This is a genomic window from Dactylosporangium siamense, from assembly GCF_016862795.1.
GTDB lineage: Bacteria > Actinomycetota > Actinomycetes > Mycobacteriales > Micromonosporaceae > Dactylosporangium > Dactylosporangium siamense.
Window position 1 is genome coordinate 1 of sequence record NZ_BONQ01000013.1, and the last position, 16,178, is coordinate 16,178.

The following is a 16,178-nucleotide window of genomic DNA, read 5'->3' on the forward strand; positions in this document are numbered from 1 at the left end:
AGACGCCCGGTCGCGGAGACGGAGACGCCCGGTCGCGGAGACGGAGACGCCCGGTCGCGGAGACGGAGACGCCCGGTCGCGGAGACGCCGGGGCGCGGGGATGGGGACGCCCGGTCGCGGAGACGCCGGGGCGCGGGGATGGGGACGCCAGCCAGCGAACACCGCCGCCGGGGCGAAGGCACGGAAACCGTCCAAGCCGATGCCGGAGCTGCCGGACCTGCCGGAATGTCTGAGCTGAGGCCGAATCCGTCTGAGCACGCGCAGGGCCGGCCGAGCAAGCATGGATGTCGACCGAACCGGCATGGAAGGAAGTCGGGCGCGGCACTTGGCGCTGTAACCGTGCTGCACGGCGCCGGAAACCGGCCTCGCGGGAACGGAAGTGGAGCGTGCAGGAACGACAGCATGCCCGACAGGCATGGAACACTGGCCCACAGGTGCGGACGCCGGACCGACAGGCGAAGAACGCCGGACCGCAGGTGCCGACGCCGGACCGACAGGCGCAGAACGCCGACCCACAGGTGCGGACATCGGCCCCATAGGCACGGGACGTGTGCTTGCGGGTGCGGGATGCGAACGCACAGGTGTGGACGCCGGGCCGGCAGACGTGGGACACGGCCCCACAGGCACGGGACGTGTGCTTGCGGGTGCGGGATGCGAACGCACAGGTGTGGACGCCGGGCCGGCAGACGTGGGACACGGCCCCGCGGGCACGGGAGCGACTGATACTGCGTCGCGCCGAGCACCAGACTCAAGGTCGTTGGCTGTGTGACGCTGCTGAGCCGGCCCGACAGGCGTGCGCCGCGAACCCGCAGGCACAGGGCGCGAACCCGCAGGCACAAGGCGCGAACCCGCAGGCACGGGAACCGGCGGGGCAGGCACGGCGCTGCGTGGTGTTGGGTTGGGGGCTGTTGCTGGTGGTCGGCGGCGTTCGGTCGGCGGCGACGCCGCACGGGACGGCGACGCCGCACGGGACGGCGACGCCGCACGGGACGGCTGGGCCGCTGTGCTTGCCAACAGGCGAGCGGACTGGATCCGGGCCAGCTTCGTTGCGTGGCGGGCCGCCAGGCCGTGCTTGCGGGCCTCGGCGAACTCCGCCCGCATCCGTACTTTCTCCTCGTGGCGGCGGAGAAAGTCGGCCCTCGACGCGGCGAGACGAGCGTTTGAGTCCATTGGGCCAGAGGCCATTGAACCAGCGTCTGGGGCTTCCAGCGAAAAGTATGGTCGTGGCACGTGCCCGCCTCCCCCCGGTAGGCGCCACACCTCATTCTCGAGGTCGCACACCACCGCGTCCAGCGGCATGACCCTCTGCGATCAGCACCGTACGCGCTGCTAAGCGGTGACTTCCAGGGTTGCCTCGGCTCGGCGTTTGCTGGTGGCGCCGGTCAGGACGACGGTGGTGGGGCCTGGTTTGAGGGTTCTGGTGGGCATGGTCCATTCGACCTTGCCGGCGGTGGCGGGCTTCACGATCTGCTGTACGCCGTTGACCTTGATGGTGACCTGCTCCGACTTGTCGAAGCCGGTGGCGGTCACCTTGACGGAGGTGCCGGCCTTGACCGTGTCGGGGGTCACTGCGGCCGAGGCCGTCGGGGCCGTGGAGGCGGTGGACTTCGTGGGGGTGGCCGCGGTGGAAGTGGAGACCGCGACCGTCGGGGTGGCGGATGGGCTGCCGGTCCACTCTTTGACCTTGTCGCGGCCGGCGGACAGCAGGCCGCGGCCCCACGGGGTCAGGGCCAGCACGATGACCAGGGGGATGGCGATGAGCCGCAGCCGGAAGAACAGGCGGGAGACGGAGAACCGGGGGCTCCGTCGGGTACGGGCCGGCGGGTCGGCCGGCGCTTCGTCGCGGGTGTGGCGGTCGGGCTCGTCGCGAGCGTACTGCGGCATCAGGTCTTCGTCGCCGTAGATCGCGACGTTGCCCTGCATCGTCACACCTGGGCCGATGATGACCGAAGGCCGTTGCGCACGCTGCGGCACAACCGGCGGCTGTTGCTGCGGCGCATAGCCATGCTGCTGCGCATACCCAACAGGCGGACCCCCAACAGGCGGACCCTCAGGACCGCCAACAGGCGGACCGCCAACAGCCGGCGGCGCCGGATAGGCCGGCGCAGCCTGATAAGCCGGCGGCGCCGACGCCTGGTACGCCGCCGGCGGCGCCGACGCCTGGTACGCCGCCGGTGGTGCCGACGCCTGGTACGCCGCCGGTGGTGCCGACGCCTGGAACGTCGAGGACGCAGGCGCCTGGAACCCCGTCGGATTCGCCTGATAGGACGGCGGCGCGGACGCCTGATAGGACGGCGGCGCCGACGCCTGGTGAGCCGGCGGCGCTGACATCTGATATGCGGGCGACGCCGACGCCGGATAGCCGGCCGCCGGCGTCACGGGCGAGACCGGCGCGTCCTGCCCGGGAGCCGCCGAAGACTGGCTGTTGCCCAGCAGCAGCGCCCCGAACGCGACCGGCAGCTCCGGCTGCTCCGGCACGACCGGCGCCAGCCCGAACCGCGCGTGCAGCCGGCTCGCCACCAGCGGCAGCCGGCTCGAACCCCCCACGAGCAGGATCGCGTCGAGGTGAGCCGTCGTTATCCCGGAGCGTTGCAGCACCCGGCGGGTCTCGTCGACGGCGCGGTCGACCAGTGGCCCCGCGACCCGGTCCAGCTCCTCGCGGGTCAGGTGGGTCGCCGCGTCGACGCCGGGCACGTGCACCGGCGCCGAGGCGGCCCTGGAGAGCATCTCCTTCGCCGCGCGCACCTCGGACCAGAACGTCATCCGGTCCCGGAAGTCGGTGGACGTCTGCGGGTGTTGCAGGCGCCGCCACAGCGCGGCGTCGTGCGCGGCGATCTGCTGGCCGAGGTGGCCGACGAGCGCGGCGTCGATGTCGGTGCCGCCCAGGTCGTCGAGGCCGCCGGTGGCGAGGACCCGCAGCCCGTCCGGCGCGGCCGTGGCCACCGTGACGTCGAGGGTGCCGCCGCCGAAGTCGAACACGGCGACGCTGCGACCAGGGGCGATGCGCGAGCCGAGGACCCGCATGCAGTACGTGGCGGCCGCGACCGGCTCGTCCAGCAGCGTCACCCGGCCGAGGCCGGCGAGCGCGGCCGCCTCGGAGAGCACGGCGCGGCGGCGCGGGCCCCAGTCGGCGGGGCAGGTGAGCACGGTCGTGCCGCCGGCCAGGACGCCGGTCTGCGCGGCCTCGCCGGCGACGCGGCGCAGGATCGCGGCGAGCAGCTCGACGACGGGCACCTCGCGGTCGCCGAGGAGGATGAGCCCCTCGTCGACGTGACCCTTCGGGTTCGGCTCGTAGCGCGCCGCGTCCGTCGCCATGTGCCGCTCGGCGTCGCGACCCACGAAAACGGTTCCGGAGGCGTCGGCGAACACGGCGGACGGCAGCAGCGGATTGCCGTCGAACAGCAGCGGGCGCGGCGTGCCGTCACCGCGGTCGACGACGGCCACCGTGTTGGAGGTGCCGAGGTCGACGGCGAACCGGACCTGACCCTGCACTGCGCACCCCCAACCGACCGGACGACGCATCGTACCTAGGAAGCACCTGAGTACGAACACCGATGCCGCGCTTCGAACGACCACCCAAGATCACTGTATGGCGAAAACGTTCGGGGCGAGCCTCCTGGTCGGCGTGGGCTGGTTCGTGACCGCCGTCATCGCGGCCGCCGTCGGTGAGTGGTCGGTGCCGGAGCAACCGGACCGCGACTGCTCCGGCTTCGGCGCGTGCCTGTCGTTGCTCGACATCCTGCCCGTCATCGTTTTCGTGGCCGGCGTGCCGCTGCTGCTGGTGCTGCTGCTGGCGGTGACCGCCGCCGTGACCCGATTGAAGCTGCCTGCGGCCCTCGCCGGCACGCTGTCCGCCGCCCTGACCGCCGCCGTCGTCGGTGCCGGCGTCGCCCTCTACGGGGCCACGCGATGAACGACACGACGCGACACAGCCACCCGACGAACGACACGACGGGACACAGCCACGCGACAAACCCCGAGGACACGACCCGGCGCAGCCACCCGATGCGGCGCACCACCCTCGGCGTCCTGTTCTACACATGGCTGTACGGCACCCCGTTCCTGCTCGTCGTCGCCCTGATCCGCCGGACCGCGAAACCGTTTACGCCGACCCGCGCGGAAGCGGAGGCCTTCGGGGCCGCCACGGACACCCTGTTCCTCCTTGCGATGGTGGCCGCCGTGGTACTGCCCGCGATCGGCGCCGTGATCGCCAAGAGCGCCGACGAGCCCGGCTGGACGCGACACTTCGTGGGCGCCCTCATCGCCGCGCCGCTGCTGTTCGTGATCCTGTGCGCCGCCGGCACCACGGCCAGCACGCCGGTCATCGGGCACGTGCCCGCCGACCTGGAGCCGCCGTCACCGGTCCACGGGTGCGCCCATGAGTGCCCAGGCGGTTAGCCTTTGCCGCATGCCGGTGTTGTACGTCATAGCCTGCGGTGGCCGCCCCGCCGCGGACCTGCCCGACTTCGTCGCCGACGCCCAGCGCGACGGCTGGGTGGTCTGCGTCGTGGCGACCCCCGACGGCCTGAAGTTCCTGGACGCCGGGAAACTCGAGGCACAGACCGGTTTTCCGGTGCGGTCGCGATACAAGCAGCCCGACGAGCCCGACGTGCTCCCACCGGCGGACGCGTTCGTGGTCGCGCCGGCCACCTTCAACACCGTCAACAAGCTCGCCGCCGGCATCAGCGACACCCTCGCGCTGGGCCTGCTCAACGAGGGCATCGGGCTGGGCAGACCGGTCATCGCCGTACCGACGCCGAATGTGGGGCTGTCCAACCATCCGGCGTTCAAGGCCAGCCTGCGAACGTTGCGCGAGTGGGGCGTGACGGTCGTGTTCGACCCGGCGTCGGTGCCACCGCTGGACAGCGACCCGACCACCCCGCCCCCACCGTTCCCGTGGCCGGCCCTGGTTGACGCCCTTCGGGCGCTGCCGCGATGAGACGGCTCGTCGTCCTCGGCCCGCCGTCCTCGGACCGGATGACCGTCGCGGAACTGATCGCCGGCCGCCTCGGCGTGCCCGTCTTCAGCCTGACAACGGTCGCCCAGGCCGAGTTCCGCGCCCAGACCCCGGCGTCGGTCGAGTTCAAGCGGTTCATGGACGCCGGCGATCTCGTCCCGGACGAGCTGCTGCTGTCCACGCTCCTGACCCACCTCGACGTAAACGGTTTCGTCCTCGACGGATTCCCGCACAGCGCAAGCCAGGCCGCCATGCTGGCGGCGAGCGGCCCGCCCGTGGACCGGGTCGTCGACCTGGTCCTGTCCGACGAAGAGATCACCCGCCGCCTGACTGGGCGGCGCATGTGTCGCGGCTGCGGAAGGGGATGGCATGTCGAGTTCGACCCGCCACCCGAGTCGGGCCGGTGCGGCTGGTGCGGTGGCGAACTGCTCCAGCGCGACGACGACAGCCCCCGGATGGTCGCCGCCAGGCTGCCGATCTACCGTGATCGCATCGCGCCGGTCCTCGAGTACTACCGACAGCGAGGGCTCATGGTGGACGTCGACGCGACCCTGCCGCTCGAACAGATCGCGGAGGCCGCCACGTGCTGACCGACGACGGGTGTCGACTGTGGACGGAGGTCGGTGGGCAGGGGCCGCCGCTGGTGTTCTGCCACGGCGGGCCGGGGCTGTGGGACATGGCCGGCGACCTCGCCACGATGTTCGCCGGCGACTACCGGACCATCCGCTGGGACCAGCGCGGGTGCGGCCGGTCGGCGCGGCGTGGACCGTACACATTGGACCGCGCCGTCGAAGACCTCGACGCGGTGCTGACCGGGCACGCCGAGGAGAAGGCCACGCTGCTCGGGCACTCGTGGGGCGCGCATCTGGCGCTCGAATACACGCTGCGGCACCCAGGGAGGGTGCGGCGCCTGGTGTACGTGGCCGGCACCGGCATCGACGACGAGGACACCTGGAAGCCGGCGTTCCGGGAACGCGTCCGGGGCGTGCCCGGCGGCTGGGACCGCGCCGCGGTCGTGCGGCAGTGGACCGCCGAGTTCCCCGACCGGGAGCGGGCCGCCGCGCACGCCGAGGCGATGGCGACGCCGTGGTTCGACATCAACCGCGAGTGCAACACCACGCTCAACGCCGAGGTCGCGCGCCGGCTGCGGGAGACCGACGTGGCCGCGCTGTGCCGGGAGCTGCGGGTGCCGGTGCTCATCATCGACGGCAGCGAGGACCTCAGGCCCCGCTGGGCGGTGGACTCCCTGGCCGCGGCGCTGCCCGACGTGCGCAGGGTGATCTTCGACGGGGCGAGCCACCTGCCGTGGGTGGAAGACCCTGACGGCTTCTCGGGGGCGGTTCTCGGGGACCCGCGGAGGTAAACCCCGGATGCCCGTGCGGCACCGCCGGCGACAGGGTGGGAGCAACAGATTTCCACCTATCGTTGGAGGTGTCGGCGTTGCGCACACTCACTGCCGCCCTGATCGCGGCCGCGCTCGTCATCGGACCGGCCACAGCCGCGAGCGCCGGGGGTTTGGGCCGGCAGCGCTGCACGACCGTGGCGAACGGGACGCCGCTGCGGGAGGCCCTCACCGGCCTGCCGGACGCGGAGGCGTCCGGGGCGCTCGTGCTGCTCCACGACGCCGGGGGTTGCCGGCAGGGCACCGCCGGGGTCGCCGACGTCCACACGGGACGGACGGTCCCGATCGACGGCCGGTTCCGCATCGGCAGCATGACCAAGACCTTCACGGCCGTGGTCACGCTGCAGCTGGCGGCCGAGGGCAAGGTCGACCTGGACCAGACCGTGCAGCACTACCTGCCGGACCTCCTGCCGGCCGGCACCGCGCCGATCACGGTGCGGCAGGTGCTCACGTACACCAGCGGCCTCAACCACGTCGAGACCGGCAACAAGCAGTGGGACTGGTTCCAGGACCACCGCTACGACCACTGGGCGAAGGGCAGCCAGATCGACACGGCGAAGCCCCTGGCGTTCACGCCCGGCACGAAGCAGCGGTACGGCAACGTCGACTACATCGTCGCCGGGCTGCTGATCGAGAAGGTCACCGGCCGCACCTGGGAGTCGCAGATCCAGCAGCGGATCATCGACCGGCTCGGCCTGCGCGGCACCACCGCGCCCGGCCGGGACGTCGAGGTGCGCGGCCCGCACGCGCACGGTTACGAGGCCACCGGGGACGGGTGGGTCGACGTGACCCGCGCCGACACGTCGCTGCAGTGGTCGGCGGCGGCGATCATCTCGACCGCCCCGGACCTGGACCGGTTCCTGGTGGCGCTGTTCAGCGGGCACCTCGTCCCGGAGCCGCAGCTGTCGGAGATGTTCACCGTGCCGGTGGGGATCCCGCTGTACGACGGCAACGACGACCCCGACGACGACCAGGACGCCGTGTACAGCGCCGGGCTGACCAAACTGCCGGTCGGGCCGTCGCAGTACGTGTGGGGCAAGAGCGGCGACCGGCCCGGCTACAACAACGGGATGGCCGCGACCCGGGACCTGTCCATGCGGCTGATCTTCTCCGTCAACACGCTGCACATGGGCGGCAGCGACCAGCCGGTGCGCTCCCAGCGCATCATCGCGGCGGCACTGGCCAGCATGTGATCAACGGCGGCCCCACTTGCTTCTACTCTACTTATACGATAGGAATTGCATACTTCTGCAGGTCCTGACGTACGAGGAGAGCCGTGAACGCCGAGTGGGGCCGCCGGATCGGGTTGCGGGTGGTGGCCATCGCCGTGCTCGGCGTGTTGTGGCAGGTCACCGCCACCGTCATGGACAACCCCACGTTCATTCCCTCCCCCGCCGCCGTCTGGCACCGGCTGATCCAGACCTCGACCGTCCACGACGGCACCCGCGGCTACAGCGGCCACCTGCTCATCGAGCACCTCGGGGTCAGCCTCCGCCGCATCCTGATCGGCTCCGCGATCGGCGTCGCCGGCGGCCTCGTCCTCGGCGTCGTCATGGGTACCGTCGGCTGGATCCGCGTCGTCACCGAGCCGGTCGTCACGTTCGTCCGGGCGCTGCCGCCGCTGGCGTACTTCAGCCTCTTCATCATCTGGTTCGGCATCGACGAGACGCCCAAGCTGTGGCTGCTGTCGATCGCCGCGCTGCCGCCGGTCGCCGTGGCCACCGCCGCCGCCGTGCACAACGCGCCGACCGCCCTGGTCGAGGCGACCCGCGCCCTCGGCGCGAAGCGGTGGCAGGTGACCCGGGACGTGGTGCTGCCCAACGCCCTGCCCGAGATCTTCACCGGGATCCGGCTCGCGGTCGGCATCGCGTACTCCTCCGTCGTGGCCGCCGAGACCATCAACGGCGTGCCCGGCATCGGCGGCATGGTCCGCGACGCCCAGCGGTACTCGCAGACCGACGTCGTCGTGCTCGGCCTCTTCGCCATCGGACTGTCCGGGCTCGCCATCGACGCGGTGCTGCGTCAGGCCGAGACCCGCCTCATCCCCTGGCGCGGACGCGCCTGACGAGCCCCTGGCGCGGACGCGCCTGACGAGCCCCCGGCGCGGACGCGCCTGAAACCCCGATAGGACAACCGTGAAAATCAGAGGTCTGGTAGCCATTACCGCCGTTGCGCTCTCCCTTGCCGCTTGCGGCGACGGTGCCGCCAGCGGCAACTCCAGCGCCGAGCAGAAGACCATCCGGATCGCGTACCAGGCGTTCCCCAGCGGCGACCTCATCGTCAAGAACCAGGGGCTGCTGGAGAAGGCACTGCCCGACTACAAGATCACCTGGACGAAGTTCGACTCGGGCGCGAGCATCAACACCGCGTTCGTGGCCAAGAGCGTCGACATCGCCGCCATCGGCTCCAGCCCGGTCGCCCGTGGCCTGAGCGCGCCGCTGAACATCCCCTACCAGGTCGCGTTCGTCCTCGACGTCGCCGGCGACAACGAGGCCCTGGTCGCCCGCAACGGTTCGAACGTCAACACGATCGCGGACCTGAAGGGCAAGAAGGTCGGCACGCCGTTCGCCTCCACCGCGCACTACAGCCTCCTCGCCGCGCTGGACCAGGCCGGCGTCAAGGAGTCCGAACTGACCATTGTGGACCTGGAGCCGCAGGACATCCAGGCCGCGTGGACCCGGGGCGACCTCGACGCCGCGTACACCTGGCTGCCGTCCCTCGACGAGCTGAAGAAGACCGGCAAGGTCCTCGTCACCAGCCGCGAGCTGGCCACCGCGGGCAAGCCGACGCTGGACCTCGGCGTCGTGTCGACCGCGTTCGCGACCGCGCACCCCGACGCCGTCGACGCGTGGCGCAAGGCCGAGGCGAAGGCCCTCGACATCATCGCCAACGACCCCACCGCCGCGGCCACCGCCGTCGGCAAGGAGCTCAACATCAGCACCGAGGACGCCAAGCACCAGCTGAGCCAGGGCGTGTTCCTCAAGCCGGCCGACATCTCCAGCAGCACCTGGCTCGGCACCCCCGAGAAGGTCGGCGACCTGGCGAAGAACCTCCTCGCGGCGGCCGAGTTCCTCAAGGGCCAGAAGAAGATCGACGCCGTGCCGGACCTCGCCACGGTCGAGAAGGCCATCTACACCAAGGGCCTCCCGGGTGTCCTCCAGTCTTAAGACCGAACATGCCGTCGAGATCGATGGCGTCGAGCACCGGTACGGCGCCGTCGCGGCGGTCGGCCCGGTCGACCTGTCCGTGCCGGCCGGCGCCTTCCTGGTGCTGGTCGGCGCGTCCGGCTGCGGCAAGAGCACGCTGCTGCGCCTGATCGCCGGCTTCGAGCAGCCGACGACCGGCACCGTGCGCATCGACGGCAAGATCCCCGAGCCGGGCCGGGGCGCCGGCCTGGTCTTCCAGCAGCCGCGGCTGCTGCCGTGGAAGACCGTCGGCGGCAACGTCGAGCTCGCGCTGCGCTACGCGGGGGTGTCCCGGGAGGAACGCGCGAAGCGAGTGCCGGAGCTGCTCGAGCGGGTCGGGTTGCACGACGTCGCCGAGCGGCGGGTGTGGCAGATCTCCGGCGGGCAGCAGCAGCGGGTCGCGATCGCCCGTGCGCTGGCCGTACCGAATCCGCTGTTGCTGTTGGACGAGCCCTTCGCGGCCCTCGACGCGCTCACGAGGGAGCGGCTGCAGGAGGACCTGCGGCAGGTCACCGCGGAGACCGGCCGGACCTGCGTGTTCGTCACCCACAGCGTCGACGAGGCGGTGTTCCTCGGCAGCCGCGTCATCGTCCTGACCAGCCGCCCCGGCCGCGTCGCCCTCGACCAGGACATCGACCTGCCCCGCACCGGCATCGAGCCGGACGAGCTGCGCGGGTTGCCGTCCTACGCCGCGTTGCGCGCCACGATCGGCCACGCCGTCCGCGACGCGGCCACAGTCTGAAAGGAACGCCACGATGAAACTCGACCATCTCGGCCCGCGCTTCGGCGCCGACGTGCACGACATCGACCTGGACCGGGCGACCGACGACGAACTGGCCGAGGTGCGGGCCGCGCTGGTCGAGCACAAGGTGCTGTTCTTCGGCGGGCAGCAGCTCGACGACGACGGGCAGGTGCGGCTCGGCCGGCGGCTCGGCGAGCTGACCGCGTCGCACCCCGTGGTCGGCGGCGTCGACGAGGCCCACCCCGAGGTGTACGCCCTCGACAGCGCCGACAACGGTTTCGCCGACGTGTGGCACACCGACGTGACGTTCATGCCGCGCCCGCCGCTCGGCTCGATCCTGCGGGCCGTGGTCCTCCCGCCGTCCGGCGGCGACACGAACTGGGCGGACAGCCAGCTCGCCTACGAGTCGCTGTCCGCGCCCGTGCGGGACCTCGCCGACCGGCTCACCGCGGTGCACGACGGCAACCGCGAGTTCGGCTACTACCTGGCCCAGCGCCGCGGCGGCAAGGGCAGCGTCTGGGACGGCGAGGTCGTCACCCGCCTCGACCCGGTCGAGCATCCGGTCGTGCGGGTCCACCCGGAGACCGGCCGGCGCGGTCTGTTCGTGAACCCAGGCTTCACCTCGCACATCGTCGGCGTGTCCGAGGCGGAGAGCCGCGGCATCCTCGACCTGCTGTACGCGCACCTGACCAAGCCGGAACACATCGTGCGGCACCGCTGGCGGGCCGGCGACGTGGCGATGTGGGACAACCGCAGCACCGCGCACTACGCCAACCGCGACTACGGCACCGCCCACCGCGTCATGCACCGCATCACGCTGCGCGGAGACGTCCCGGTGGGTCCACACTGAAGGTATGACCCGGCTTGGTGTCCTGCTGCTGCTCACGGCGTTGCTGGTAACCGGGTGCTCGCTCAAGGAACGCGTCTGCGGCTCCGGCGAGCACCCGGTGAAGGCGGTCGGCAACACCACCGGCCGCACCTGCGTCCGCGACGGCGCCGACCCGCCGGCCGGCTACGTGCCCTACCCGGCCGGCAAGGTCCCGAAGTACCTCGACGACGAGTGGGACCGGTACTGGAGCGACAAGGTCCTCGACGAACGGGGCAACCTGATCTCCCCCGCACCCGTGACCAGCGGGACGTAAACGGTTACGGTGCTGTCCATGATCCGGGTGTGGCTGGTGCCGTTGGCGTTCGTGGCGTGCGGCGCGGTGGTCGCCGCCAGCCAGGTCTCTGGCGGTTCGGTGGGCGGCGCGGTGGGCTTCGGGCTGGTGTTCGTCGCGCTCGCCGTCGTCTTCTCGCCCCTCGCGTTCCCCCGGCACATCCCCGCGGCCGTCGCGCAGCGGCGGGCCGCGGAGGAGGGTCGGCCGATCGTCTACTGGCGGCCCGGTTGCCAGTTCTGCGCCCGCCTGCGGCTGAGCCTGCTCGGCCGGGCCCGGCGCGCGTCGTGGGTGAACATCTGGCGCGACCCCGAGGCCGCCGCCGCCGTCCGGGCGGTGGCCGACGGCAACGAGACCGTGCCGACCGTCGTCCTGCCCGGCGGCGAGGCCCGGGTGAACCCGGCCCCCGCATGGGTGCGTGCGCAGCTCAGCCCTGGTGGTAGCCGGTGACGGCGCCGGCTTTCGCGACCAGGATGTCGCTGCCGATCCTCGTGCCGAACGCACGGGCCGACGCGTCGCCCGGCTGACGGTCGACGGGCTTGCCGTCGATGCCGCAGGCGACCCCGAGCGTGCCACCGCGGCGCTTCGTCTCCGGCTTGCCGTCGAAGTAATACGGCTCGTCGTAGGTGAACTCCGAACTCGCGCCGCACCAGAACGTCGCGTCGGCGGCCGGCTTCTCGGCCTTGCCGCTGATCAGGTCGATGACCACCGGGCCGGTCCCGCCGGTGATCAGGACCCGCGCCGGACCGGCCACCGCCGGACGCTGGTCGCCGCCGGCCAGCTCGTCCGCCGCGCCGACGGGCACCGACCAGGTGGTCTTGCCGGTCATGACGTCGAACCCCTCGATGACGACGTCGAGCCCGGTGCGGGTGCTCTTCTTGGTCGCGGCCGACCAGGTCGAGGTGCCCTTGGACCGGCAGCGCACGGCAACCGCCGGGCCGTCGGCGTCATCCGGGTTGACCGGCAGGTCCAGCAGGCTCGAGCAATGTAAGGAGCTGCCGCTGTCCCGCCACACCACGGCGCCGTCGGTCTCCGACAGTGCCGCCGTCGCCGATCCTGTCGCCAGGTCCCGGGTGAGGGTGGTGTCGCGGGTGCCCGTCGAGTCGCCGTAGACGGAGCCGATGTAGAGCTTCTGCTGCGAATACAGCTGCCAGTTCCAGCCGTGGTCGGTGCTGAACCCGGCCGGGAACGCCTCGGCGAGGGGCCGCTTCCAGACCACCTTGCCGTCCCGCACGACCGCGAGCGTCTCCGGCTTGCGGGTGCCGAGGTCGGTGAGGCCGCCGGCACCGATCGACCGTGCGCCGGCCGGCTCTCCGGTGTTCTCCTCCACGTATTGCTTGTCGGTCATCCGCAAGCGGTGCGGGACGGCCCTATCCTTGTAGGACGTCCTGGAGATGGTGCACACGTCGGTCTTGTTCGAGCACTCCGCCGGCGGGGAGACGAACAGCGCCGGGGCGGTCACCGCGAGATCCTCGCCGCTGCGCGGGTCGGCGACGACCATGCTGGCGAACAGGTTGCCCTTCGGGTCGGCCCGGAAGTAGACGACCTTGCCGTCCACGACGGTGACCGTCACCGCGATGCCGGTGACGACCTCGCCCGGTGATGCCGCCCGCTGCCACAACGTCTTGCCCGTCGCCGGGTCGAGCGCGAGCAGCTGCAGCCGGCCGCTGTCGGCGACATAGCCGACGGCGACCCCGGCGACGGCGGTCAACTGACCGATGGGCTTGAGGTCGGTGCGGGTCCACGCCTGGGCCAACGGCGGCGGCGCCGGTGACTTCGCCGCGGACGGTGTGCCGCCGCCGTCGCAACCGGCCAGCAGGCCCGCCACGACCAGGAGCCAGAATCTACGTCGCATGTCGTCCTCCCCCGAGACGATGCCCATCTTGCCATGGCGGTACGACATAGTGAGCAATCCCAATATGACGGCCTCTCGACGGAGAAATCCGTAGGCCATAGCGTCGCGGCACGGCTCCAGAACCCGCCATGGAGGAGACCCCGTGCGCCGCATCGCCCTGCTCTGCGTCCTGTTCAGCGCCACCGCCGTCTTCGTCGCACCGCCCACGGTGGCCGCGGCGCCCAGCACCTACACCAACCCGGTCAGCGCGGGCACGGTCGACACCTTCCCCGACCCGGCGATGATCCGCGGCAAGGACGGGCTCTGGTACGCGTACGGCACCACCAACCCGATCCGCGTCAGCGCCGGCGACCCGAACGAGCACATCCTGCCGATCCTGCGCTCCCCCGACCTGGTGTCGTGGACCTACGTCGGCGACGTCTACGCCGTCAGCGCCAAGCCGTCGTGGTGGCCGTCCGGCACCCGGCCGTGGGCGCCCGACATCCGGTACGTCGACGGCCAGTACCACCTCACCTATTCCATGTCGACCGGCGGCATCGCGCTGGTGACCGGGCCGACGCCGCTCGGGCCGTGGACCGACCACGGGCGGATCGTCCCCGGCTCCGGCAGCGGCTGCCCGAGCGGCAGCATCGACCAGGCCATGTACACCGACATCGGCACCGGCGCGCACTACCTCATCTGGGGCAGCTACGACACCATCTGCGTGTCCCGCATGAACGCCACCGCGACCGCGCTCACCGGCGCCGTCACGCAGATCGCCCGCGGCCGGCGGATGGAGGGCGGCTTCCTGGTCCGCCGCGACGGCATGTACTACCTCTTCTACTCCGACGCCGGCTGCTGCGACGGCGCGTTCAGCGGCTACACGGTCAAGGTCGGCCGGGCGAGCAGCCCGCTCGGGCCGTTCACGACCCCCAGCGGCCGCAACCTGATGGACCTGACGAGCAAGGACGGCATCGTCCTGGCCGGCAACGGCAACGGCTGGGTCGGACCGGGGCACAACGCGATCCAGACCGACCTGTCCGGTCAGGACTGGCTGGTGTACCACGCCATCGCGTCCTCGAACCCCGAGTTCGGCCCGGTCACCAACCCGTGGGGCGGCACGATCAGCAACCTCAGCCGCCGGCCGCTGATGCTGGACCGCCTCGACTGGATCGACGGCTGGCCGGTGGTGCGGGCCGGCGCCGGCCCCTCGACCGGCGCGCAACCGGCGCCGGTCAGCACGTGGACGGTCGGCAGCTCGTTCAACGCCGGGCTGGGCGGCTGGGGCACGACCTGGCCCATCGCGACAGAGACCGACGCCGGTGGGTACCTGTCCACCTCCACCGCCGGCACCACACTGTCGAACGCGTCCGTGAGCGGCGACCTGCGGGTGGAAGGCGACCTGCGGGCGAGCACCGGCTCGGTCGGCCTCGTCGTCAGCCAGGCCGACGCGAACAACCGCATCGTCGCCTGGATCAACCGGGCCCAGCAGCGGCTCGTCGTCGACGTCACCGTCGCCGGGATGACCACCTCCGCGAGCAGCCCGCTGCCGGCCTCCTTCGACTACGACTCCTGGCACAACGTGGCCGCCGAGCGGCGCGGCAGCACCCTCGTCACCTGGGTGACCGCGGACCGCCTCCGCGACGCCGTCTCGACCGTCACCGTCACGCTGCCCGCCGGCGCTGTGTCGAGCGGCCGTATCGGCGCCACCTCGACCGGCGGCGTCGCGGCCGCGGACAATCTGGGCGCGGCGCCGCTGTACCCCCTACCGCCGGCCCGCGTGCCGAACCCGGTGCTCGGCGCGCAGCTCCCGGCGTACTCCGACGAGTTCACCACCGGCACCACCGGCTGGACCTGGCTGCGCGCCTCCGCCGCCACCGTGTCCGGCGGCCAGCTCGTGTGGCCGACCCAGGCGGCCGAACTGGTCGGCGGCACCAACACCGCGTCGGTCCTGCACCGCCCCGTCCCCGCCGGCGACTTCGTGGTCGAGACCAAGCTGCAGTTCGACGGCACCGCCGGCAATCAGCAGGCGGGGCTGGTGCTGTACGAGAACGACAACCGCTTCCTCAAGCTGACCCACACGGTCCTGCCCCTGGCGGGAGGCGGTGGCACGGTCCTGCACGTGACGGAGTTCGGCAAGGAGGCCGAACGCCCCACGACAACCCCGCCGACCGCGGTGGCCAGCGCCCCTATGTTCGGCGGCCCACCGGCGCTGACGACCTGGCTGCGGTTGGTGTACCGCTACGACGCCGCCAACAACGAGCACGACGTGCGGATGGCCTCGAGCACCGACGGCGTCAACTGGACCTGGGGCGGCACCTGGTCGCTGCCCCGCGCGGGCGCGCTGCGCATCGGCCTGGTCTCGATGAACGCCACCGGCGCCACGGCCCGCTTCGACTACGTCCGCACCTACGCCGTGGCGTAGGTGCGGCCCCGGGTTGCGGTTCGCGCGTTCTGGTCGTCATCACCTTCAAATATTCAGCTCCAGTTGCGGGGACTTGATGGCTCCGCCCGGCCTTCGGCCGTGCGACAGGGTGGCGTGGTCACCGTCCGTGCCGTCTTGCGGTGATCCCAAGCCAGGTCCGCCCTCACATGATCCAGCGCCGTCGAGGTCGTCATTCGGTGGTGCCACACCGCCGTTGGTTCAAAGCTTCGGACAAATCACCCAGGTCGGGGCGCGGGCATGGCACACACCGTGATCTTTCGATCTTGCCTGCTTGATCGAAGTCGCCGGGTGGTCGCCCAGGCGGCTGTTCGGAATGTCCCCGGAACTGACAGTCGCCCAGACGGCCAGGGCGCTCCTTTGATCATGGGCGGGGGCGGGGTGATCGCCGCTTCGGGGGCCGCGGTTGCGGTCCGCGCGTTCTGGTCGTCATCCCCTTCAAATATTCAGCTTCAGGC

The 16,178-nt window shown here is 71.6% G+C and carries 15 protein-coding genes; 13 read left to right on the forward strand and 2 right to left on the reverse strand.

Annotated features, from left to right (window positions below):
• Window positions 1–1,329 precede the first annotated feature (1,329 nt).
• Window positions 1,330–3,492, reverse strand: a complete 2,163-nt coding sequence (locus Dsi01nite_RS01800; RefSeq protein ID WP_203844205.1) for an Hsp70 family protein — start codon at window positions 3,490–3,492, stop codon at window positions 1,330–1,332.
• 97 nt (window positions 3,493–3,589) lie between these two features.
• On the opposite strand from Dsi01nite_RS01800, the gene Dsi01nite_RS01805 reads away from it, so the two are divergent.
• The 12 genes from Dsi01nite_RS01805 to Dsi01nite_RS01860 all read left to right on the forward strand — a co-directional run bounded on the left by Dsi01nite_RS01805 (window position 3,590) and on the right by Dsi01nite_RS01860 (window position 11,893).
• Window positions 3,590–3,913: a hypothetical protein gene (locus Dsi01nite_RS01805; protein ID WP_203844206.1), complete on the forward strand. Its 324-nt coding sequence runs from the start codon at window positions 3,590–3,592 to the stop codon at window positions 3,911–3,913.
• Window positions 3,910–4,398, forward strand: coding sequence for a hypothetical protein (locus tag Dsi01nite_RS01810; RefSeq protein ID WP_203844207.1), 489 nt, complete (start codon window positions 3,910–3,912; stop codon window positions 4,396–4,398). The genes Dsi01nite_RS01805 and Dsi01nite_RS01810 overlap by 4 nt, the downstream gene beginning before the upstream one ends.
• A gap of 10 nt (window positions 4,399–4,408) precedes the next feature.
• Window positions 4,409–4,939, forward strand: a complete 531-nt coding sequence (locus tag Dsi01nite_RS01815; RefSeq protein WP_239135612.1) for a flavoprotein — start codon at window positions 4,409–4,411, stop codon at window positions 4,937–4,939.
• Window positions 4,936–5,547: an adenylate kinase family protein gene (locus Dsi01nite_RS01820; RefSeq protein WP_203844209.1), complete on the forward strand. Its 612-nt coding sequence runs from the start codon at window positions 4,936–4,938 to the stop codon at window positions 5,545–5,547. Before Dsi01nite_RS01815 ends, Dsi01nite_RS01820 begins: the two co-directional genes overlap by 4 nt.
• Entirely contained in the window at window positions 5,541–6,320 is a 780-nt protein-coding gene (locus tag Dsi01nite_RS01825) for an alpha/beta fold hydrolase (RefSeq protein WP_203844210.1), read from the forward strand. Before Dsi01nite_RS01820 ends, Dsi01nite_RS01825 begins: the two co-directional genes overlap by 7 nt.
• Before the next feature lie 77 nt (window positions 6,321–6,397).
• Complete coding sequence (locus tag Dsi01nite_RS01830) at window positions 6,398–7,552, forward strand: serine hydrolase domain-containing protein (protein ID WP_239135613.1); 1,155 nt, start codon at window positions 6,398–6,400, stop codon at window positions 7,550–7,552.
• A gap of 83 nt (window positions 7,553–7,635) precedes the next feature.
• A complete protein-coding gene (locus Dsi01nite_RS01835) occupies window positions 7,636–8,424 on the forward strand; it encodes an ABC transporter permease (RefSeq protein WP_203844212.1) in 789 nt (262 codons plus the stop codon).
• 70 nt (window positions 8,425–8,494) lie between these two features.
• The gene (locus Dsi01nite_RS01840; protein WP_239135614.1) at window positions 8,495–9,526 is read left to right on the forward strand and encodes a taurine ABC transporter substrate-binding protein; all 1,032 of its coding nucleotides are present in this window, start codon (window positions 8,495–8,497) and stop codon (window positions 9,524–9,526) included.
• Entirely contained in the window at window positions 9,510–10,286 is a 777-nt protein-coding gene (locus Dsi01nite_RS01845; RefSeq protein ID WP_203844213.1) for an ABC transporter ATP-binding protein, read from the forward strand. Before Dsi01nite_RS01840 ends, Dsi01nite_RS01845 begins: the two co-directional genes overlap by 17 nt.
• A 13-nt stretch (window positions 10,287–10,299) precedes the next feature.
• Window positions 10,300–11,136, forward strand: coding sequence for a TauD/TfdA dioxygenase family protein (locus Dsi01nite_RS01850; protein ID WP_203844214.1), 837 nt, complete (start codon window positions 10,300–10,302; stop codon window positions 11,134–11,136).
• 4 nt (window positions 11,137–11,140) lie between these two features.
• Complete coding sequence (locus tag Dsi01nite_RS01855; RefSeq protein ID WP_203844215.1) at window positions 11,141–11,428, forward strand: SCO0607 family lipoprotein; 288 nt, start codon at window positions 11,141–11,143, stop codon at window positions 11,426–11,428.
• Window positions 11,429–11,446: 18 nt separating this feature from the next.
• Window positions 11,447–11,893, forward strand: coding sequence for a glutaredoxin domain-containing protein (locus Dsi01nite_RS01860; protein ID WP_203844216.1), 447 nt, complete (start codon window positions 11,447–11,449; stop codon window positions 11,891–11,893).
• On the opposite strand, the gene Dsi01nite_RS01865 is transcribed toward Dsi01nite_RS01860, so the two are convergent.
• Window positions 11,871–13,298 carry a PQQ-binding-like beta-propeller repeat protein gene (locus tag Dsi01nite_RS01865; protein ID WP_203844217.1) on the reverse strand — a complete coding sequence of 476 codons (1,428 nt, stop codon included), beginning with the start codon at window positions 13,296–13,298 and terminating at the stop codon, window positions 11,871–11,873. The two genes, Dsi01nite_RS01860 and Dsi01nite_RS01865, sit on opposite strands and share 23 nt — an antisense overlap.
• 142 nt (window positions 13,299–13,440) lie before the next feature.
• Between Dsi01nite_RS01865 and Dsi01nite_RS01870 the strand changes: the two genes are divergently transcribed.
• A complete protein-coding gene (locus tag Dsi01nite_RS01870; RefSeq protein WP_203844218.1) occupies window positions 13,441–15,702 on the forward strand; it encodes a family 43 glycosylhydrolase in 2,262 nt (753 codons plus the stop codon).
• Window positions 15,703–16,178 lie beyond the last annotated feature (476 nt).